General features: G+C 72.9%; 19 protein-coding genes and 1 pseudogene. 8 read left to right on the top strand and 12 right to left on the bottom strand.

The annotated features are described in order from the left end of the window. A pseudogene (locus Q7T52_RS01440) lies at positions 1–700 on the bottom strand (hypothetical protein); the annotation flags it as partial. Further along, positions 697–1,158 (bottom strand): hypothetical protein, encoded by a 462-nt coding sequence (locus Q7T52_RS01435; protein ID WP_304798900.1) that lies wholly within the window; start codon positions 1,156–1,158, stop codon positions 697–699. The pseudogene Q7T52_RS01440 and the gene Q7T52_RS01435, both read right to left, overlap by 4 nt. Before the next feature lie 172 nt (positions 1,159–1,330). Here Q7T52_RS01435 and Q7T52_RS01430 point away from each other — a divergent pair, with 172 nt between their 5' ends. From Q7T52_RS01430 to Q7T52_RS01415, 4 genes are all read left to right on the top strand, one after another. Beyond that, the gene (locus tag Q7T52_RS01430) at positions 1,331–1,816 is read left to right on the top strand and encodes a hypothetical protein (RefSeq protein WP_304798899.1); all 486 of its coding nucleotides are present in this window, start codon (positions 1,331–1,333) and stop codon (positions 1,814–1,816) included. 34 nt (positions 1,817–1,850) lie between these two features. Then, entirely contained in the window at positions 1,851–2,630 is a 780-nt protein-coding gene (locus tag Q7T52_RS01425; protein WP_304798897.1) for a glycerophosphodiester phosphodiesterase family protein, read from the top strand. Positions 2,631–2,639: 9 nt separating this feature from the next. Continuing rightward, a complete protein-coding gene (locus tag Q7T52_RS01420) occupies positions 2,640–3,575 on the top strand; it encodes a DUF5926 family protein (RefSeq protein ID WP_304798896.1) in 936 nt (311 codons plus the stop codon). 87 nt (positions 3,576–3,662) lie between these two features. Further along, on the top strand, positions 3,663–4,577 hold the full coding sequence (locus Q7T52_RS01415; protein ID WP_304798893.1) for a sulfite exporter TauE/SafE family protein: 915 nt from the start codon (positions 3,663–3,665) through the stop codon (positions 4,575–4,577). Positions 4,578–4,791: 214 nt separating this feature from the next. Here the strand turns inward: Q7T52_RS01415 and Q7T52_RS01410 are convergent, their stop codons facing one another. The 4 genes from Q7T52_RS01410 to Q7T52_RS01395 all read right to left on the bottom strand — a co-directional run bounded on the left by Q7T52_RS01410 (position 4,792) and on the right by Q7T52_RS01395 (position 8,929). Further along, complete coding sequence (locus tag Q7T52_RS01410; protein WP_304798891.1) at positions 4,792–5,523, bottom strand: DinB family protein; 732 nt, start codon at positions 5,521–5,523, stop codon at positions 4,792–4,794. A gap of 64 nt (positions 5,524–5,587) precedes the next feature. Next, positions 5,588–7,324, bottom strand: a complete 1,737-nt coding sequence (locus Q7T52_RS01405; protein ID WP_304798890.1) for a hypothetical protein — start codon at positions 7,322–7,324, stop codon at positions 5,588–5,590. Between the two features lie 188 nt (positions 7,325–7,512). Continuing rightward, entirely contained in the window at positions 7,513–7,917 is a 405-nt protein-coding gene (locus tag Q7T52_RS01400; protein ID WP_304798888.1) for a DUF6069 family protein, read from the bottom strand. Positions 7,918–7,921: 4 nt separating this feature from the next. Continuing rightward, complete coding sequence (locus tag Q7T52_RS01395) at positions 7,922–8,929, bottom strand: RNA polymerase subunit sigma-70 (RefSeq protein ID WP_304798886.1); 1,008 nt, start codon at positions 8,927–8,929, stop codon at positions 7,922–7,924. A 188-nt stretch (positions 8,930–9,117) separates the two neighbouring features. Here Q7T52_RS01395 and Q7T52_RS01390 point away from each other — a divergent pair, with 188 nt between their 5' ends. Then, positions 9,118–10,464 carry a peptidoglycan-binding protein gene (locus Q7T52_RS01390; protein WP_304798885.1) on the top strand — a complete coding sequence of 449 codons (1,347 nt, stop codon included), beginning with the start codon at positions 9,118–9,120 and terminating at the stop codon, positions 10,462–10,464. Continuing rightward, the gene (locus tag Q7T52_RS01385) at positions 10,461–10,718 is read left to right on the top strand and encodes a hypothetical protein (protein ID WP_304798883.1); all 258 of its coding nucleotides are present in this window, start codon (positions 10,461–10,463) and stop codon (positions 10,716–10,718) included. The genes Q7T52_RS01390 and Q7T52_RS01385 overlap by 4 nt, the downstream gene beginning before the upstream one ends. Here Q7T52_RS01385 and Q7T52_RS01380 read toward each other — a convergent pair. The 5 genes from Q7T52_RS01380 to Q7T52_RS01360 all read right to left on the bottom strand — a co-directional run bounded on the left by Q7T52_RS01380 (position 10,697) and on the right by Q7T52_RS01360 (position 15,761). Beyond that, positions 10,697–12,196: an MFS transporter gene (locus tag Q7T52_RS01380; protein WP_304798881.1), complete on the bottom strand. Its 1,500-nt coding sequence runs from the start codon at positions 12,194–12,196 to the stop codon at positions 10,697–10,699. The genes Q7T52_RS01385 and Q7T52_RS01380 overlap by 22 nt on opposite strands. Before the next feature lie 117 nt (positions 12,197–12,313). Beyond that, the gene (locus Q7T52_RS01375) at positions 12,314–13,261 is read right to left on the bottom strand and encodes an adenylate/guanylate cyclase domain-containing protein (RefSeq protein WP_304798904.1); all 948 of its coding nucleotides are present in this window, start codon (positions 13,259–13,261) and stop codon (positions 12,314–12,316) included. A gap of 80 nt (positions 13,262–13,341) precedes the next feature. After that, positions 13,342–13,710 (bottom strand): Crp/Fnr family transcriptional regulator, encoded by a 369-nt coding sequence (locus tag Q7T52_RS01370; RefSeq protein WP_304798879.1) that lies wholly within the window; start codon positions 13,708–13,710, stop codon positions 13,342–13,344. A 184-nt stretch (positions 13,711–13,894) separates the two neighbouring features. Beyond that, complete coding sequence (locus tag Q7T52_RS01365) at positions 13,895–15,100, bottom strand: arginine deiminase (RefSeq protein ID WP_304798877.1); 1,206 nt, start codon at positions 15,098–15,100, stop codon at positions 13,895–13,897. Positions 15,101–15,164: 64 nt separating this feature from the next. Then, positions 15,165–15,761, bottom strand: a complete 597-nt coding sequence (locus tag Q7T52_RS01360; protein WP_304798875.1) for a TMEM165/GDT1 family protein — start codon at positions 15,759–15,761, stop codon at positions 15,165–15,167. Between the two features lie 65 nt (positions 15,762–15,826). Between Q7T52_RS01360 and Q7T52_RS01355 the strand changes: the two genes are divergently transcribed. Beyond that, entirely contained in the window at positions 15,827–16,231 is a 405-nt protein-coding gene (locus Q7T52_RS01355) for a DUF4446 family protein (RefSeq protein WP_304798874.1), read from the top strand. Between the two features lie 11 nt (positions 16,232–16,242). Here Q7T52_RS01355 and Q7T52_RS01350 read toward each other — a convergent pair whose 3' ends face one another. Further along, positions 16,243–16,791, bottom strand: coding sequence for a hypothetical protein (locus Q7T52_RS01350; protein WP_304798872.1), 549 nt, complete (start codon positions 16,789–16,791; stop codon positions 16,243–16,245). Between the two features lie 193 nt (positions 16,792–16,984). Between Q7T52_RS01350 and Q7T52_RS01345 the strand changes: the two genes are divergently transcribed. Then, positions 16,985–18,395, top strand: a 1,411-nt coding sequence (locus tag Q7T52_RS01345) for an MFS transporter (protein ID WP_304798870.1), incomplete at its 3' end; no start/stop codon positions are given.

Here is an 18,395-nt window from a genome sequence, read left to right as displayed (position 1 = left end):
GCACCGCCGCCCCGGCGAGCGAGCCCGACCCGAACGAGGGCCCACCCGGCGAGCCGGCCGACGGTACGCCGACCGGTGCGGTCGACCCGCCGGCGCCGCTCGAGACCGGCCCGGGGCCCTGGGGCACGCCGATCGCGTCGTCGTCATCGTCGTCGGGGTCAGCAAGGTCGATCGGCGGCTGCGGGGGCGGCGTGGACGGCCACCACTCGGGCGGCCGGACCACCACGGGACCGGGCGCAGAGGTGTCGATCGGGACCCGCGGGTCCTCGCCGCGACGGATGCTCCGCATCACCGCGATGCCGTGGCGGAGGGCGTCCTCCTGGCTGTCGGCGGTCAGGCGCGCCCCCTCCTCGCGCCACACCACGTGGTTGCCGTCGCCGGGGTGGTCGCGGTCGAGCTTGCGCTTGCGTTCCTGGCTGACCAGCGTCGCGTCGGCGACCTGGGCCAGCGCGTCGGAGCCGCGCCGCAGGTCGCGGGCCTTGACCCGCAGGACGTCGGACGCCCTGGCCATCGCCACGGCCATGGTCGGCCCGGTCTGGCCGCCGATCTCGGACTGGCGGGCGGCGATCGAGTCGATCCGGTTGGCGGCGTCCTCGAGGATCGCGGCGCAGCGCATCCACTCGTCGGCGTGCCGCAGGATCCGGCGGGGGTGGGCGTTCTCGACGAGGGCGACCATCCGCCCCTCCTGGTGGCCGCTCACGGCGCCACGTCCCCGAGCCGGGCCTGGACGGTCGCGAGCTGCTCGACGGTGGCGGCCTCGACCTGGCGCACGCCGTCGCGGAACTCGCTCAACGAGCTGTGGTGCTGCGCCAGCGCGGTGGTGGCCAGGTCGAGCGCCTCGTAGACCCGGGCCTGCGCGCGCAGGGTGTGCCGCGCCATCCGCTCGCCCTCGCGCTCGTTGCCGAAGACGTCGGGGTCGATCCACCGGGGAGCGCCCTCGGCCACGGCCCGGGCGGCCTCGTCGATCACCTCGAGCACCTGCGCGACGAAGGACTCCTGCAGCTGCAGGTCGTCGAGCGCAGCCAGCGCCTCGCTGTTGTCGGCGGGCACCAGGAGCTGGGACGGGAACTCGGTCGGGACCTGGGTCGAGGTCTGGGTCGGGACCTGGGTCGGGACCTGGGTCGGGATCTGGGGCGGTACGGCGTCGGGCTGGCCCATGGCGTGCTCCTCGGGTCTCGGGCGAACAGGGCCCGCTTACCCGCCGGCGTACCCCACAAACGGCGGGCGCGGCAGCGGTACGCCTGGCCGGGCCCTGTGAGCGACCTGAGAACCGACTGAAGTTCCGGGGTGCCGGAGCATCGTCCGGTGGCCCACCGGGCACTATGACGCCATGAGGACAACGGGGCGCTGGGCGCCGATGCTGGTCGTCCCGGCGATGGCGATGGCGCTGGCCGGGTGCAGCGGCGACGACGACGACAAGGACGGCGACGCCAAGGCGGGCGCGGCGACCGACACCGCCACGGCCACCGAGACGGCGACGGCCACCACCACGTCGCCCCCCGACCTCCCGGTCCCGCCCACCGTGGGTCAGTCCCAGGGTGGCGTGGAAGACGTGGAGTGGGACCAGAGCGCGTGCGAGACGTCGCCGGGCGAGCAGACCGTCACCGGCACGCTGACCAACCCGACCAGGAAGGCCGCCGGCTACCTCGTCACGATCAGCTGGACCAACGCGACCTCCGACACGCTCGGCCTCGGCTACACGATCGTCCGGGACGCCAAGCCCGACCAGGAGGTCGAGTGGGAGGTCAAGGCCGACGTCGGCGAGGGTGCCGTGCAGTGTGTCATCAACGTCCAGCGCGGTGTGATCAAGAAGTAGCCGCTCCGACACACTCCTGCGGCAGACTGACGGCGTGACGCTCCAGGTCGTGGCCCACCGCGGAGCCAGCCACGAGAACGCCGAGCACACGCTCGGCGCCTACCTGGCGGCGCTGGAGGCCGGGGCCGACGGTCTCGAGTGCGACGTCCGGCTCACCGCCGACGGCCACCTCGTCTGCGTCCACGACCGCGACCTGCGGCGTACGGCGCAGCAGCGCGGCCTCGTCTCGACGATGGACCTCGCCGACCTCAACGAGCTCGACTTCGCGGCGTGGAAGAACCCCTGGGGCGAGCTCGACGACGAGGCGCCCGACCGCTACGAGGAGCTCGACGGGGTGCTGACCCTGCGCAAGCTGCTCGAGACCGTCGCCGACTACGACCGCCGGGTCGAGGTCGCGATCGAGACCAAGCACCCGACGCGGTTCGGCGGCCTCGTCGAGCGTCGGCTCGTCGAGATGCTCGGCGACTTCGGCTGGGACCAGCCGGGCTCGCCGGTGCGGGTGATGAGCTTCTCGTTCACCGCGCTGCAGCGCGTCGAGCGGATGGCGCCGGGCGTGCAGCTGGTGCAGCTGGTCGACAAGCTGCAGTACTGGTCGATGCTGCGCCGCGTCATCGGCCCCGACTGGCTGGTCGGGCCGGGCATCGAGCTGCTGCGTGAGCACCCCAAGCTGGCCCGCCGGATCACGGCCTCGGGACGCACGATGCACGTGTGGACCGTCAACAGCGACCGCGACCTCAAGATCTGCCTCGACGCCGGGGTCAAGGCCGTGATCACCGACCGCCCGGCCTACGTGCTGGAGCAGCTCGGTCGGTAGGTTGCCCGCATGGCGAAGAAGTCCCGTACGAAGGCCCGCGAGGCCGCTCCCGTCGCCGACGGCGAGGTCGGTCCCAAGCAGCCCTGTCCCTGTGGGTCCGGCAAGCGCTACAAGGCCTGCCACGGCGCGCCCGGCGGCGGCGACGTCTTCGTGGCCCGCCCCTTCGAGGGCCTGCCCGGCGAGTGCGACATCGTCGCGCTCCGCGAGCTCGTCCCGGCCGGTACGGCGCCGCTGACGGTCAAGGGGGCCGAGGACCGCACCGTCCAGCTCTGCACGCTGCTGCCCGGCGCCTCGCCGGCCATGTCCCGCGAGAGCGGCCAGGTGTGGATCGGCCTGCAGGTCCAGCACGCCTTCGGTGACCCGTCGCGTGACCTCGCCGCCGTGCTCGAGCTGGCGCTCGCAGCCGAGGAGCCCGGCGTCATCGGCCTGACCACCCCGCCCGGCCCCGGCGCCCGGCTGCAGGATCTCGTCACCAACGACACCCTCGACGTCACCGTCCACGACGGCTTCGACTTCTGGCTCGCCGACGTCGAGGAGCGCGAGGAGCTCGCCGACGCGATGGCCCAGGCCAACGAGGGCGCGACCCCCACGTCGCGGCTCACGTCGGTCGAGGCGGCGTACTGGACCGACGTCGGCACCAAGGAGCACCTGCGCTGGGTGATGCCCGAGCCCGAGGACGCCCTGCTCGACGCCCTCTCCCGGCTGCACGCCTCCGGCGCCGACGTGATCGTCCCCGACGCCCGCCTGGTCGGCATGTTCCGCGCCCACGGCCTGCTCGCCCCCGTCTGGGACCTCCCTCTCGGCACGGGCGCCGAGGCCCTCGAGGAGCCCGCCGCCGCGTTCAAGGCCGCGCTCGACGAGGCTCTCGCCGACACGACGCCGCTGACCTCGGAGGAGCGCTCGACCAAGTCGGGCCTCGCCAACCGCCAGGTCACCATCCGCTGAGCCTCCACCCCGGCGGGGGGACAGTGACCGCACTGCGTCGATTAAGTTGACTGACTTGATGTAGTCAACCTCCTTGGCAGGTGCAGCATGCGCAAGCTCGTCCTCCTGGCGCTCGTCGGGCTCGGTGCCCAGCTGATCGACGGCAGCCTCGGCATGGCCTACGGCGTCACGTCGACCTCGCTGCTGCTCGCCGTCGGCACCAGCCCGGCCGCCGCGTCGGCCACGGTCCACCTGGCCGAGATCGGCACGACGCTCATCTCCGGCGCCTCGCACTGGCGCTTCGGCAACGTCGACTGGGGCGTCGTCCTCAAGATCGGCATCCCGGGCGCCGTCGGCGCCTTCGCTGGTGCCACGGTGCTGTCGAACCTCTCGACGGCCGCCGCCGAGCCGCTCATGTCGGGCATCCTGCTCGTGCTCGGCGCCTACGTGCTGGCGCGCTTCACCCTCCGCGGGCTGCCCGAGCGCCAGCTCGGCAAGCCCCTGGGCAAGCGCTTCCTCGTGCCCCTCGGCGTCGTCGCCGGCTTCGTCGACTCCACCGGCGGTGGCGGCTGGGGCCCGGTCAGCACCCCCGCGATCCTCACCAGCGGCCGCCTCGAGCCCCGCAAGACGATCGGCTCGATCGACACCAGCGAGTTCCTGGTCGCCATCGCCGCCAGCGTCGGCTTCATCGTGGGCATCGGCTCCGAGGGCGTGAAGTACTCCTGGGTCGTCGCCCTGCTCCTCGGCGGCATCATCGCCGCACCCATCGCCGCGTGGCTCGTCCGCCACCTCCCGCCCCGGGTCCTCGGATCCCTGGCCGGCGGCATCATCATCCTCACCAACGTCCGCACCCTCCTCCAGAGCGACTGGGTCTCGGCGTCCGACGGCGTCCTCGTTGCGGTCACGGCAGTCGTGGCCGCGCTCTGGGCCGCCGCGGTCGGGTGGTCGTTCAGCGAGCACCGCAAGAACCGCGACGAGGAGCAGCGCATCGTCGCCGAGTCCGAGACCGCCCACGCCACCTGAGCCGACCACACCTGCGCCCTCCCGAGCGCAGTCCGCGGACCCTCCTGATACCCCGGAGGCCGGGTTCGCGCCGGCAGACCGGTCCGGTGGTAGCCGCGGCCGCACGACCCAGGAGAAGGTCGAAGGTTCGTGTCACGACACGACACGAACTTTCGAGCTTGTCGACGGGTCGTCGCCGCGCCCGCCGACGCCACTCCGAGCACCCCGCTGATGGCTAACCCAGCCGAGCGAGGTCCCGTCGGACGTAGCGCAGGTGCGCCCACTCCTCCTCGAGGATCACGCGGACACAGTCCCCCACGCTGGGGTGCCAGTCACCACCGCCCCAGGGGTTGTCGCGCTCCTCCGCGAGCAGCTCCGGCGTGGCCGTGGCCAGGAAGTCGGTCACCAGCTGCTGCCGCTCGGCCCGCACCACCAGGACCTCGTCGTAGGTCGGCGGGTCGGCCCGGAAGATCGACAGGTCGAAGCCCATCTGCCCGGCCCCGGTGAAGATCTGTCCGATCTCGTGGAACGGCTGCGCCACCCGCTGGATCCCGCCACGGAGCCAGGCGTCGGTCGCCAGGACGAGGTGCCGGAGGGTCTGGGCCAGGGACCACTCGTCCTCGACGTGGGCGTCCATCAGGTCGGGCGGCGTGTCCGCCACCGTCGTCCGCCACGCGGCCTGCACCGCGACCCACCCCTCACGCAGGCCCTCGGGGGTCTGCGCCTTCTGCAGCTCGCGGCCGGGGAACTGCCGGTTGAGCTCGGCGTCGACCAGCGGCACCACGTCGACGCCGTTGACGTGGAGGCTGCCGAAGAAGAGGTCGTGGCTGTCGATGTCGAGCCCGCCCACGTCGACGCTGCGCATCGTCACGCCGCTGAGGTCGGAGAACCGCAGGGTGGCGCCCTTGAAGCTTGCTTGCACGAAGGTCGCGCCCTCGAAGTCCTTCCTGTCGGAGTACGTCGTCATGGCGCCATCGTCGCCCCTATCGCGGACGGTTTGAAGCCGCGAGCCGGGCCCGTGGTCAGTACACCTAGGGCTGGATCGTGCGGGCCGGGGTCCGCATCTGCTGGTTGTGGTAGCCCGGGGCACTGAGCCGGATGTCGCAGATGATCTTCTTGCCGCCGGTGCCCTTGGGCAGCGTGACGGTCCTGCCGGTGGCCCGGATCTCGTTGCCGCCGATGGTCCAGGCGTAGGTGACGACGAGACCGGCGGGCTTGACGGCGTCGTTGAACACCGCGGTCACCCGCTTGCCGGCCTTGAGGGTGCCGGTGAAGCGCGGGGCGCTGGCCAGGTGCTCACCGGGCAGGATCACCAGCGGTGCGCTCGAGCGGACCACGACGCTCTCGCCGCGGACGGCGGCGACCGTCACCCGGAGGTTGACCTTCATCACCGCCGGCGGCAGCAGGTAGCTGGCCTGGCGGGCGGCGGCGCCGCCGATGTTGACCCAGCCGCCGCGGTTGTCGGCGACCTGCCACTGGTAGAGCTTGGTCACGGACGGGTCGTTGTCGAGCGAGGTGGTGGCGGCGCGCACGGTGCCGACGCGGGTGCCGCCTGCGGCCTTGACCGTGAAGCTGCCCACGGGGGCCGGCGCGGTGACGACAGCCGTCGGGGCCGAGCTGGCGGCGGCGTCGGCGTACCCGGCGGCGGAGGCGGTGACCCGGACCACGAGTCGGTGACCGAGGTCGGCCGAGGTCAGCGTGAACGTGCGGGCCGTGGCGCCCGGGACCACGACGAGCTCGTCGGAGGTGCCGGTGCGCAGCCACTGGTAGGCGTACGTCGCCCCGGCGGGTGTCGAGGTCGCCGTCGCGGTGAGGGTCGATCCCACCTGCGGCGTGCCGCTGACCGTGGGCGTCGCGATGGCCACGGCGGGGTTGGTCCCACAGATCTGGCCGGGGTTGACGGCGCCGGGGTTGCGGCTGAGGGGGACCGTGATGGCGGGCAGGTCACCGTCGGTGATGGTCAGCGGGGTGCCGGCGAGGATCTCGGCGGTGGTGAGCTCATAGCTGTGGCGGGGGAAGGAGCCGCCGCCGTAGACCTGGCCGAGGAACCGGGCGGTGGTGTCGCCGGGGTCGGCGGTGTGCACGGTCAGGCGGTAGGTGCCGGGCTCGTTGCCCGCGAAGGTGAAGGCGGTGGCGCCGTCGAGCGACATGTTGGAGTAGTTGCCGGCCTGGCTGGGCTGCCCGTCGACGATCCGCCACAGGATGATCCCGGACCACTGGGAGTCGTGGGGGCACAGGTCCTGGAAGGTCACCTGACCGCTGATGGCGCCGGGCTGGCCGGTGACGGGGCCGGTCCCGCAGACCTGGCCGGGGCTGGCGGCGTGGGGGTTGCGGCTGAGGGGGATGGTGACGGCGGGCAGGGTGCCGTCGGTGATGGTCAACGGGGTGCCGGCGAGGATCTCGGCGGTGGTGAGCTCATAGCTGTGGCGGGGGAACGACCCGCCGCCGTAGACCTGCCCGAGGAACCGGGCGGTGGTGTCACCGGGGTCGGCGGTGTGCACGGTTAGGCGGTAGTCGCCCGGGGCCAGGTCGGTGAAGCTGAAGGCGGTGGCGCCGTCGAGCGACATGTTGGAGAAGTTGCCGGCCTGGTCGGGCGCACCGTTGGTGATCCTCCACAGGATGATCCCGGACCACTGGGAGTCGTGGGGGCACAGGCCCGCGAACGTCACCTGGCCGCTGATCGAGCCGGTCGAGGCGGCGCTCGCAGCCACGGGCGCCGCGACTGCCGACCCCATCAGCGCGCCCATGCCGAGGACGAGCGCGAGCACCGCGACCAGCCAGCCACGAGCACCTCGGGCCGACGGACCACGCGTTGACGATCGGTTCAGGTGCTTCACGACATCCCCCCACGGGTTGACGACGAGCCTCGTGATCGAGCCTCCGGTACGCCGTCACCGGCGCGTCCGGGCGACCCTAGGTCCGGTTCCGGAGTGGCGTGTGTCACTTCCGAGAACCTTTACCCAGCCGGCTCGCGGCGCCGCAGGCCCCGCGCCAGGGCCGGGACCATCACCGCTGCCGGGACGAGGTGCAGCGCCACGAGGGCGACGGTCGTCGCGGCCGCCGCCCCGGAGGTCAGCGGCGGGACCAGCGAGACAGCGGTCAGCGACAGGGCGATCCACGTGAACCGGTCGGCCGGTCGCGCGCTCCACCTCAGCAGCGCGACGGCGATCGCGGTGCCCACGAGCGAGAAGACGCCGGTCACCACGGCGAAGCCGGACAGCGGGATCGTCTCGCCACCGTCCGGGATCTCGAAGTCGACACCTGCGGCGTGGGCCAGCGCCGCGACGAGGGTGGTGGCCACCACCGCCGCGACCGTCGCCACCACGCCGGTGAGGGCGAGGCCGCGCAGTCGGGACCCCATCTCGCTACTCTGCGCCGTCGGCTGGCAGGCGCTCGGGCAGCCCGAGCCGCGGGAACTGGTCGTCGTGGAAGATGACGACCTCGGCGACCGCGCCGCCGGCGATGCGCAGGACGTCGACGGTCAGCGGGAGGTAGGCGTCCGCCTGCTCCTGCCAGAGGTAGAAGGCGATCGCGGGCTGGCGGTTGACCGCGGTGGGGACGGCCCGCAGGCGACCCAGGTCGGCGAAGCCGTCCTCGATCCAGTCGCCGACGACCGCGTCCCGGCCGACGTGGAGCCCGGGGGTGGGTGGCATCGAGCAGCGGATGTCGTCGCGCAGCATGGTGGCGAGCGTGCCGACGTCCTTGGCGACGCTGGCTTCGGTGAAGCGGCGCACCAGCTCACGCGTGCCGGCGTCGTCGTCGCCCCCGGCACCGCCGGTCCAGTCCTGCCGCTCGGCCGGCAGGTGCTCGCGCATGCCGGCGCGAGCCCGCTGCAGCGCACTGTTGACCGAGTTGACCGAGTCCCCGAGCAGGTCGGCGACATCCCTGGCCGGCCAGCCGAGCACGTCGCGCAGGATCAGCGCGGCCCGCGGTCGCGGCGCGAGGTGCTGGACGGCGACCACGTAGGCCAGCTCGATCGTCTCCCGGGCGAGGGCGACGGCCTCCGGCTCGTCGGCGCTGGCCGTGGGCAGCTCGTCGAGCAGCCGGTCCGGGTAGGGCTGCAGCCACAGCACCTCGCCACCGGTCGCCGGCTGCGGGCGGACCTTGGCGAGCAGGTCCAGGCAGGCGTTGGTGGCGATCCGGTAGAGCCACGCGCGGAACGTCGAGCGCCCCTCGAAGGTCTCCCGCCGCCGCCAGGCGCGGAGGAACGTCTCCTGCACGGTGTCCTCCGCGTCCTCGAACGACCCGAGCATCCGGTAGCAGTGCACGTGCAGCTCGCGTCGGTGCCGCTCTGCCAGTCCCGAGAACGTCGTCTCGTCGACCTCGCCCAGTCCGTCCACGTCCAGCTCCTCCAGCCGTGTGTCGACACTCATCACGTCATCCTTCCGTCTCGTCGTGCTCCGTGGTGCTGCGTAGTGGTCCGTCACAGGTATGACGGCGCCGGCCGCGACAACTGATCACCGGGCCCTGCCCGATCGGGCAGCCGTGCCGTCGCCTACGGGCGTGCCGCCGACCTTGGCCACGGCCCGACCCGCTGCGACCGTCGCGTGGTGGAGCAGACGTGGCGCGCCGGCCGTCGGACCTGACCGACCAGGACGTCGAGACTCACGCCGGCGCGGCGCCCGCGCAGCGTGAGGGGTCCACGCGCGCCACCGAGACGGCCAGGACGACCACGCCGGACGGGCCGCTCGGCAACGGGTCGGTCCAGCGGCTGCAGCAGTCGGCGGGCAACGCGGCCACCAGCGCCCTGCTCGTGTCACGGATGACGGTCGAGGAGGAGCCGGCCGGGCCCGGCTCCGGTCAGCAGACGGCCCAGGGCGGGGGAGGCGGGCTCCAGCTCCCCGCGCCGGCCACGGCGACGGCGCCGCCACCGGCCACCGCCACCGCCGAGGCGGGGCCGACCAACGCGCCGCCGCCGACCGAGCGGATGCTGCGACGGGGCCTGACCGGACCGGACGTCACCGACGCGCAGGCCAAGCTCAACAAGGCCGGCTCGGCCTCACCGGCCCTGGCGACCGACGGGATCTTCGGGCCGCTGACCGACGCCGCGGTGCGCAAGTACCAGACCGACCACCCGCCCCTGGTGAGCGACGGCATCGTCGGGCCCAAGACCCGCGCCCAGCTCAATGCCGGCGGCGGGGGAGGCGGTGGTGGTGGGGGTGGCGGCGGAGGTCCCGTGCCGGTCGACCCGCTGCTCGGCATCTGCACGATCGCCGGTCACGGCGCCTCCGACGCCGCGGTCGCGGCCGCCCGCGCGCAGGCCGTCGAGCTCTACGGCGGGATCGCACCGGCCAACCGGACCGCGATGCTGGCCGACCCGGTCACGGTCGACGTGATCCCGCACGACAAGAAGCTCACCGAGCTGGCGGAGTACGCCCACCTCGCGGGTACGACGACCTTCGACGGCCGGGTCTGGGACACCGTGCGCGGCATCCAGACGGTGGTCAACGGCGTCCGCCGGGTCGCCGTCGCCGAGGAGGACCTGGTCACGGTCCCGGGCAAGGCCGCCAGCTATGGCACGGGCTTCCTCGAGGCGCACGAGGGCGGGCACGGGCTCGAGGCCTCCGGCCTGACTGCGGCCCAGAAGGCCACGCTCACGGTGCTCTACACCACCCGGCTCGCCACGAAGGGCCAGCCGACGGCGACGACGCCGGTCGGCGCCGCGACCGCGGGGTGGCTGACGCCGGCGTGGTACTCGGCCGCCAACCAGCAGGAGTACTTCGCGAACTCCGTGGCGGCCTACCACGGGCACCCCTACACCAACGGTGCCGCCGACGTCGCGATCTACACTCAGGCCTGGCTGCAGGCCAACGACCCGGCGATGCTCGCCCTGCTCCAGCAGGTCTACGCCGCACCGGCGACCCCCACCCCCGCCAGCCCCGGAGCCAGCCCAGGAGGCACCCCGTGAGCGCACCCGCCTACCGCGTCTACCGTGACGACGAGCTCGTCCTCGACGTCGCCGACGAGCCCGGCATCCTCGTCAGCACCTCGGCCCCGCCGCCGCTGCCCGGCCAGGGTCCGGTGACCCACGCGTTCGCCACGGCCAGCTTCTACTCGGCCACGACCGAGGGCGAGCTCGGCGCCCTGCTCCGGGGAGCCGCGAGCATGGACGCCTTCCTCGACGCGGTCCGCGAGGCGGGCTACCGGGTGGAGACCGCCTGATCCAGCGCGGGCTCCTCCTCGACGGGGTGCTCCTCGGTGCTGTGCGAGTCGGTGAGCGTCAGCGCGCCACCGGCCGCGACCAGCCCGACGACGACCGCCAGCACGGCGTAGGTGATCCGCTCGCCGTGGAAGAACGAAGCCACGAGCGCGTCGCTCCAGGTCCCGGCCGGGAGCTGGGTGGTGACGAGGACGGCGATCAGGGTGCCGACCACGGCGGTGCCGACGCTGGTGCCGACCTCCTGCGCGGTGTCGTTGAGGGCCGCGCCGATCGAGGTGCGGTTGGCCGGCATCGCGTCGACGAGGGCGACGGCGCAGATCGTCATGACCGTGCGCAGCCCGATGGTCATCAGGACCATGCAGACGGCGATCGCGAGGTAGCCGTGGGCGACGCCCCACGAGAGACCGGCGAGCGACCCGGCCAGGAAGCCGGCACCGACCAGGCAGGCGATGCGGTGCCCGTACTGCTTGGCGAGCCACTCCGAGAGCGGGGTGGCGGCGATCATCGTCACGATCAGCGGCAGGTTGGCGAGGCCGGCCTTCACCGGGCTCCAGCCGTAGGCGTACTGGAAGTGGAGGATCAGGCCGAACATCACGCTGGCCATCGCGATCGACGTACCGACCTGGGCGATGGCGGCGCCGCGGACCGTGCCGTTGGCGAAGAGGCCGAGGTCGAGCATCGGCGCCGGCGTACGACGCTCGTGACGGACGAACGCGAAGCCGGCGGCGACGGCGCCGACGACCGAGGCGATCGTGACGACGGAGACCCAGCCGTGCTCGACGCCGCTGGTGAGCGAGTAGCAGGCGAGGCCGATCGCGGCGATGCTGAGCACGGCGCCGGGCAGGTCGAGGGCGTCGTCGGTGAGGTCCTCCGGGCGGTCGGCGGGTACGCCGAGCCGGACCCCGATGAAGGCGATGAGCGCGATCGGGGCGTTGACGACCAGCAGCCACTCCCAGCTGACGTGGGCCAGCGCGGTGCCGCCGAGCAGCGGGCCGAGGATGAAGCCGGACATGCCCACGACGATCATCAGGGTCATGGCGCGCATCCGTAGCGCCTTGTCGTCGAAGAGGCGGAACACCAGCGAGTTGGTGATCGGCGCCATCGCCGCGGCGGCCAGGCCGAGGACGGCCCGGAGGGCGATGAGCTCGCCGGCGGTGCTGACGAGGACGACGCAGGCGCTGATCAGGCCGAACGCGACGAGCCCGACGAGGAGCACGCGTCGGCGGCCGAGCCGGTCGGCCATCGACCCGGCGGTGAGGAGCAGGCCGCCGAAGGTCAGCGAGTAGGCGCCGGTGACCCATTGGAGCGCGGTCGTGCCGCTGCCGAGGTCGCGGCCGATGGTGGGCAGCGCGATCGTCAGCAGCGTGTTGTCGACCATCTCGACGAAGAAGGCCAGGCAGAGGGCGGCCAGCGGGATCCACGCGGCGCGCAGGGACGGGTAGGTGTTCGACTTCGTGGCAGTCGCGTTGGTGGTGGTCATGCTGGCCTCCTGTCGGACGGTGCCCGGGATGCCGGGCGACCAGGAGGGACGCTAGGGACGCGCGCTTTCACCCCGGTTTCACGCCGCCTTCACCGGGTTGCGCCCCGCCCTACCAGGTCAGCCGCGAGGCCGGACCGCCCAGGCCGCGAGGCGCGAGTAGCCCTTGACCGACAGCCGCCGCAGCCGGTGGAAGGTGAGGTCGGGGTGGACGTCGGAGTCCTGGTCGCCGTGGCCGTCCTCGCCGGTCAGCGCGTGGTAGGCGCCGCGGTCGACGAGGACCGCTCCGGGTCGCGCGACCGAGGTGAGGCGGGAGGCGATGTTGACGGTCTCGCCGTAGACGTCGCCGAGGCGTCGTACGGTCTCGCCGTGCGCGATCCCGGCCCGCACCTCGGGGAACGGGTCGTCCTCTTCGGCGCCGCGGCGGCAGAGCTCGAGCGCGGTGTCGACGGCGGCCCGGGCGTCGTCGGCGACGAAGAGGACCTCGTCGCCGATGTTCTTGATGATCCGGCCGCCCTGGGCGACGACGAGGGCGGTGGTCTCGTCCTCGAAGGTCTCGATCCACTGCACCAGCTCGTCCTCGCTGAGCGACTTGCTGCGCGAGGTGTAGCCGACGATGTCGACGAAGACCACCGTGAGCGGCGCGGCCGGGCCGGCGGCGGTCGTGGTGTCGGCGCTGGCGAGCCGGCGGGACCCGGCACTGACCAGGTGGCGCTTCCAGACGTAGGTCTGCAGCGCCTCGACCCGTGGCACCACCTCGGCCGCGAGCGCGGCCACGGTCTCCTCGGCGTCGGCGCCGCTCTCGGCGGCGACGGTGGCGAGCAGGCTGGTCTGCCAGTCGGCGAGCCGGGCGAAGCTCCGGCCCCAGGTGCGCACGAGCGCGGCCTGCCGCTCGGCCGAGAGGATCCCGAGCTCGACCAGCTCCTGGGCGGCCTCGAGCGCGTCGACGTCGGCCTCGGTGAAGACGACCTCGTCGTCCTCGACGTGGGCGAATCCGAGCAGCGCCCAGAGGCGGATCGCGTCCTCGAGGGGCACCCCGGACCGCTCGACGACCTGCTGGCGGGTCAGGTGGGGCGCGGCGCCGAGGAGGTAGGCGTCGAGCCGGTCGAGCGAGTCGCCCGGGCTGCCCGGGTCGTCGGTCAGCTGGATCAGCCCTTGATGCGTGACTCCACGACGGCCGTCAGCTTGTCGCGGAACGACGGCAGCTCGTCGAGGAGCGCGTTGATGTCGGTGTCGGTGAAGTGGATCGCCACGAGCGGCGTCAGCGCGACGATGGAGGCGGTGCGCAGCGTGTGGCCGACGATCGCGGCCTCGCCGACGATGTCGCCCGAGCCGAGCTGGGCGATCTCCTTGCCGTCGCGCCGCACCGAGACGGTGCCCTCGAGGAGGATGTAGGCCTTGTCGGCCGGGGTGTCCTCCCAGATCGGGGACCAGCCCTGCGGCAGCTTGACGCGCCGTCCGTGGGCGCTGATCTGCGCGATCTCTTTGGACGTGAACGAGTCGAAGAACGAAGCCATCGGGTCAGCCTTCCTTGGCCGGTGGTGGCCGGCGGTCGTGCGGGTGGAGAGAGCGGGTCGATCCTCGCCGACGCCGGGGGAGGGTGTCTAGGAAACGTGATCGTCTCGCCGCCCCCGCGCGGCGACCCGCGCGGCAACCCCAGTGGCAACCCGAGCAGCAACCCCCGAGCAGCAACCCGAGCGGCTAGAGCGGGTCGCGCTCGATGGGGCAGCTCATGCACCGCGGGCCGCCCCGGCCGGAGCCGAGCTCGGAGCCGGCGATCCGGACGACCTCGATGCCGGCGTCCTCGAGCCGCGCGTTGGTGCCGTCGTTGCGCTCGTAGGCGACCGCGACGCGGGGGGCGAGCGCGAGGGTGTTGTTGCCGTCGTCCCACTGCTCGCGCTCGGCCTCGACCGGGTCGAGGCCGGTGGCGATCCGGTGCACCTTGTCGACGCCCATGGCGTCGGCGGCGGCCTCGAGGAACGGCCGGGCGCCGCCGACCTGGAGGAGCAGGCTGCCCTCGTCGTCCTGACCTGCGGGGGTCACGGTGTGGGCGAAGAGCGAGTCGGCGACGTTCTCGTAGACGACCATCAGGTCGACGTCGACCATGGTGCAGATGGTGTCGAGGTGCATGGTCGCCCGCTCCTGGGCGATCGGCACCGCGAGCACGGTGTGGGCCAGGTCGGCCTCGAAGACCTGGCGGGCCAGGCGCTCGACGCCGGCCGCGGTGGTGCGCTCGCCGACGCCGACCGCCACGACGCCCGGGGCGAGCAGCAGCACGTCACCGCCCTCGACGTGCTCGTAGTGGGAGCCGTGGATGCGCGGGGTGCCGACGAAGCGCGGGTGGCGGGTGTAGATCAGCTCGGTCAGCTCGGTCTCGCGCTTGCGGGCCGGCATCGCGAGGCTGGTGATCGCGACGCGGTCGCGCACCCATACCGAGGAGTCGCGGGTGAAGAGCAGGTTGGGCAGCGGGTCGACGAGGAACGCGTCGCTGGCCAGCAGCGAGGTCACCAGCCCGAACCCGCCGCGGACCTCGTCGTTGCGGATGCCCGCGGTGAGGTAGGTCGTCAGGTCGGCCGGGGTGGCGTCGCCCAGGAACCCCCGCAGGTAGTGGCGCATCGTGTCGCCGAGGTCGAGGTCGCCCAGGACGGTGTCGATCGCCTTGGCGCGTGCCTCCTCGACCTCGAGGGTCTCGGTGAGCAGCTCGGTGAGGTAGAGGACCTCGACGTCACGGTCGCGCAGGGCCTGCGCGAAGGCGTCGTGCTCCTCCTGCGCGCGGGCCACCCACGGGATGCCGTCGAACAGCAGCCGGTCGTTGTTGCGCGGCGTGAGCCGGCTGAGCTCCGGTCCCGGCCGGTGCAGCATCACCGTCCGGAGTCGTCCGACCTCGCTGTCCGCACCGTGAGCCATGACGGCAGCCTAGTGACATCGGCGATTGTCAGACAATCGCGCCCGACCGACGGGACGACCGGGACTAGCCCACCAGCTCGACCAGCGTCAGCACGGCCAGGACGACGCAGACGGCCGCCCCGGCGTAGTGGAGGAGGTGCACGGAGACGACGCGCAGCAGGCTCCGGCCGACGACCACTGCGAGCGCGCTCACGGTCAGCAGGGCGCCGAGCGCGCCGAGGAAGACCTCGACCGGCGCCTCGTAGCGCGCGACCAGCGACAGCGTCAGCAGCTGCGACAGGTCGCCCCACTCGGCGGCGAAGAGCACGAGGAACGACGCCAGCACCGCCCGCCAGCCGGTCGCGCCGGGCGCGCGGTCGGCGTGGTCCTCGTCCTGGGCGGCCGCCTCCTGGTGCGAGCGGCCCTCGCGCACGAGGACCACCGCGCCGACGAGGAAGAGCACCACCGCAGCGGCCTGCACCACCTCGGGTGGCAGCAGTGACGCCGCGTGGCCGAGCACGACGGCGATCGCGGTCTGCACCGTGAAGGCCAGCCCGACGCCCACCCACACCAGCAACGGGCGGTAGCGGGTGGCCAGCACGAGGGTCGCCAGGAAGGTCTTGTCGGGCAGCTCGACGACGAAGATGGCCCCGAAGGTGAGGGCCAGCGCGGCGAGATCCACCGCAGCATCCTCCCGCCCCGGCGCTGCTCCACCGCGGGCGGGTCCACGCGCCGTACGGTGCGTCCATGGACGAGCTGCCCGGGACGATCGCCGCCCTCGCGCTGGTGGTGGCCGTCGTGGCCGTGGTCCTCGCGGTCGTCGCGGTCCGCCGTACGACGCGCCGCTCCGACGGCTCGGACCTGCCCTCCGACCTGCTCGGCCTGCGCCGCGAGGTCGCCGCCCTGCGGACCGAGGCCGGCGACGGGCTGCGTCACGTCGCCGTCGTGCGGTACGACGCCTTCGGCGACATGGGCGGCCACCTCTCCTGGAGCCTGGCGCTGCTCGACGACCGCGGCGACGGGGTCGTCCTCAGCTCCATCCACGGCCGCAGCGAGGCCCGGACCTACGCCAAGAGCGTCGCCGGGTGGGCCTCCGACCAGCAGCTCTCGCCCGAGGAGGACGAGGCGATCGGCCAGGCCAAGGCCGGCTGAAGGGGGAGCGGTCAGGCAGCGCGCGCGACCGTGACCCGGCGGCGTGCCTCGGAGCGTCGGATCTCCCGCAGCGTCAGCAGGTGGACGCAGATCATCACGAACAGCCCGACGTAGAGCACGACCGGGTAGAGCGGCGTGCTGTCGACGTCGGTGACGGTCTGCCACGGCCGGCTGACGCCGACCCCGGTGGAGGCCGCGCCGGCGACGAACCCGGCGACCATGGCGAGGTCCCACGCGGCGAGGACGAGGAGGCCGGCGACCTCGAGCCGCACCGCCCGGTGGCGGTTGAGGCCGACGAGGAGCAGTGTCCCGCCGACGACGGCGAGGAGGCCGGTGACGGGGCGCCACGACGCTCCGTGGTCGTCGAAGGCCCGCGCGGTGCCGTTGACGAGGATCAGCAGCCCGGCGAGGGTGCCGACCAGGCCGTGCACGGTCAGCAGGCCGCGCCGGTTGGCCCGCTCCCACTCCTGCCGGCCCCGCAGCCCCAGCACCGGCCGGGCAGCGCGGGCGCCGTCGGACCGGCCGTGCGGGGGCACGGGGTGCATGCGGATGGTGGGCATGCGACCAGTGTGGTCGACGCCGGAGGGCGTCGGCAGCCTCCGGCCGGGCCGTCCCGGGTGGTCATCCGGATGCGTCCTACCCCGACGATCGGTCAGACTCTCCGAACCCCCCGTCACCTCTGCCGAGGTTCGTCGTTGGCGCTCGGACCACCGGGTGAGTCGGACTGGGGGTGGCAGCGGTCATGATGGTCGGGTGACCGAGACCCAGGACCGTTCTGGCACCCAGCAGAAGCAGGCGCGCGACCCCAAGTGGTGGACCCTCGTGGCGGTCTGCACGGGCGTCTTCATGCTCCTGCTCGACATCACCATCGTCAACGTGGCCCTGTTCGACATCCAGGCCGACCTCGACGCCTCCCTCTCCGACGTGCAGTGGGTGATCGACGCCTACGCCCTCAGCCTGGCCGCCCTGCTGCTGACCGCGGGCTCGCTGGCCGACCTGTTCGGCCGCAAGCGGGTCTTCATCATCGGGCTGGTCCTCTTCACCGCCGGCTCGGTGCTCTGCGGGTCGGCCCCCAACGTGCTCTTCCTGTCGATCGCCCGCGCCGCCCAGGGCATCGGCGGCGCCGCGATGTTCGCCACCGCCCTCGCGCTGCTCGCCTCGGCGTTCACCGGCAAGGACCGTGGCGTCGCGTTCGCGGCCTTCGGAGCGACCACCGGTGTCTCGGTGGCCATCGGCCCGGTCGTCGGCGGCCTCCTCACCTCCGGCCTCTCGTGGCGCTGGATCTTCTTCGTCAACATCCCGATCTGCGCCGTCGCCCTCGTCGTCACCCTCGCTCGGGTCCAGGAGTCCCACGACCCCAAGGCCGGCCGCCCCGACTGGATCGGGTTCATCACCTTCAGCGCGGCCCTCGGCTCGCTCGTCTACGGCCTCATCGAGGCCGGCCAGCACTCGTGGGGCGAGACCAAGGTCGTCGTCTGCCTGGTCGCCTCGGCCGTGCTCCTCGCGTTGTTCGTGCTCAGCCAGCTCAAGCAGTCCAACCCGATGTTCGACCTGTCGCTGCTGCGCAAGCCGACCTTCACCGGCGGGCTCGTCGCGGCCTTCGGCATCTCCGGCGGCGTCTTCGCGCTCTTCACCTACCTCGTCCTCTACCTCCAGGGCGTGCTCGGCTACGACGCGATCGGGGCCGGCCTGATCTTCCTGTTCCTCTCCGGCACCTCGTTCGTCGCGGCCATCGTGTCGGGCCGGCTGACCGAGCACGTCCCGGTCAAGTACCTCATCGCACCGGGCTTCGTGGTCTCCGGCGTCGGCCTGCTCCTGATGCTCGGCATCGAGCACTCCGCCGACCAGTCGCAGTGGCACCACCTCATCCCGGGCCTGCTGATCGCCGGGTTCGGCGTCGGCATGATCAACCCGCCGCTCGCCTCGACCGCGGTCGGCGTGGTGCCCCCCGCCAAGTCCGGCATGGCGTCCGGCGCCAACTCGACGTTCCGCCAGGTCGGCATCGCCACCGGCATCGCCGCGCTCGGCTCGATCCTGGCCCAGCAGGTGACCGGTGACGTCGAGCGCGGGCTGTCCGGCGTCGTGCCCGACCAGGCCGTCGCGCCCCTCGCCGAGGCCCTCAGCAGCGGGCAGGTCCGCGCCGCGGCCGAGCAGGCCGGCGCCC

The organism is Nocardioides sp., assembly GCF_030655615.1.
Taxonomy (GTDB): domain Bacteria; phylum Actinomycetota; class Actinomycetes; order Propionibacteriales; family Nocardioidaceae; genus Nocardioides.
The sequence above is the reverse complement of the archived record's forward strand: the minus strand, read 5'-3'. Positions and strand labels throughout refer to the sequence as shown.

Excerpts from the sequence above, each read along its gene's own strand:
- Q7T52_RS01435 (WP_304798900.1), bottom strand. The coding sequence starts at position 1,158 with ATGGGCCAGCCCGACGCCGTACCGCCCCAGATCCCGACCCAGGTCCCG.
- Q7T52_RS01430 (WP_304798899.1), top strand. The coding sequence starts at position 1,331 with ATGAGGACAACGGGGCGCTGGGCGCCGATGCTGGTCGTCCCGGCGATG.
- Q7T52_RS01420 (WP_304798896.1), top strand. The coding sequence starts at position 2,640 with ATGGCGAAGAAGTCCCGTACGAAGGCCCGCGAGGCCGCTCCCGTCGCC.
- Q7T52_RS01415 (WP_304798893.1), top strand. The coding sequence starts at position 3,663 with ATGCGCAAGCTCGTCCTCCTGGCGCTCGTCGGGCTCGGTGCCCAGCTG.
- Q7T52_RS01410 (WP_304798891.1), bottom strand. The coding sequence starts at position 5,523 with ATGACGACGTACTCCGACAGGAAGGACTTCGAGGGCGCGACCTTCGTG.
- Q7T52_RS01400 (WP_304798888.1), bottom strand. The coding sequence starts at position 7,917 with ATGGGGTCCCGACTGCGCGGCCTCGCCCTCACCGGCGTGGTGGCGACG.
- Q7T52_RS01395 (WP_304798886.1), bottom strand. The coding sequence starts at position 8,929 with ATGAGTGTCGACACACGGCTGGAGGAGCTGGACGTGGACGGACTGGGC.
- Q7T52_RS01380 (WP_304798881.1), bottom strand. The coding sequence starts at position 12,196 with ATGACCACCACCAACGCGACTGCCACGAAGTCGAACACCTACCCGTCC.
- Q7T52_RS01370 (WP_304798879.1), bottom strand. The coding sequence starts at position 13,710 with ATGGCTTCGTTCTTCGACTCGTTCACGTCCAAAGAGATCGCGCAGATC.
- Q7T52_RS01365 (WP_304798877.1), bottom strand. The coding sequence starts at position 15,100 with ATGGCTCACGGTGCGGACAGCGAGGTCGGACGACTCCGGACGGTGATG.
- Q7T52_RS01355 (WP_304798874.1), top strand. The coding sequence starts at position 15,827 with ATGGACGAGCTGCCCGGGACGATCGCCGCCCTCGCGCTGGTGGTGGCC.
- Q7T52_RS01350 (WP_304798872.1), bottom strand. The coding sequence starts at position 16,791 with ATGCCCACCATCCGCATGCACCCCGTGCCCCCGCACGGCCGGTCCGAC.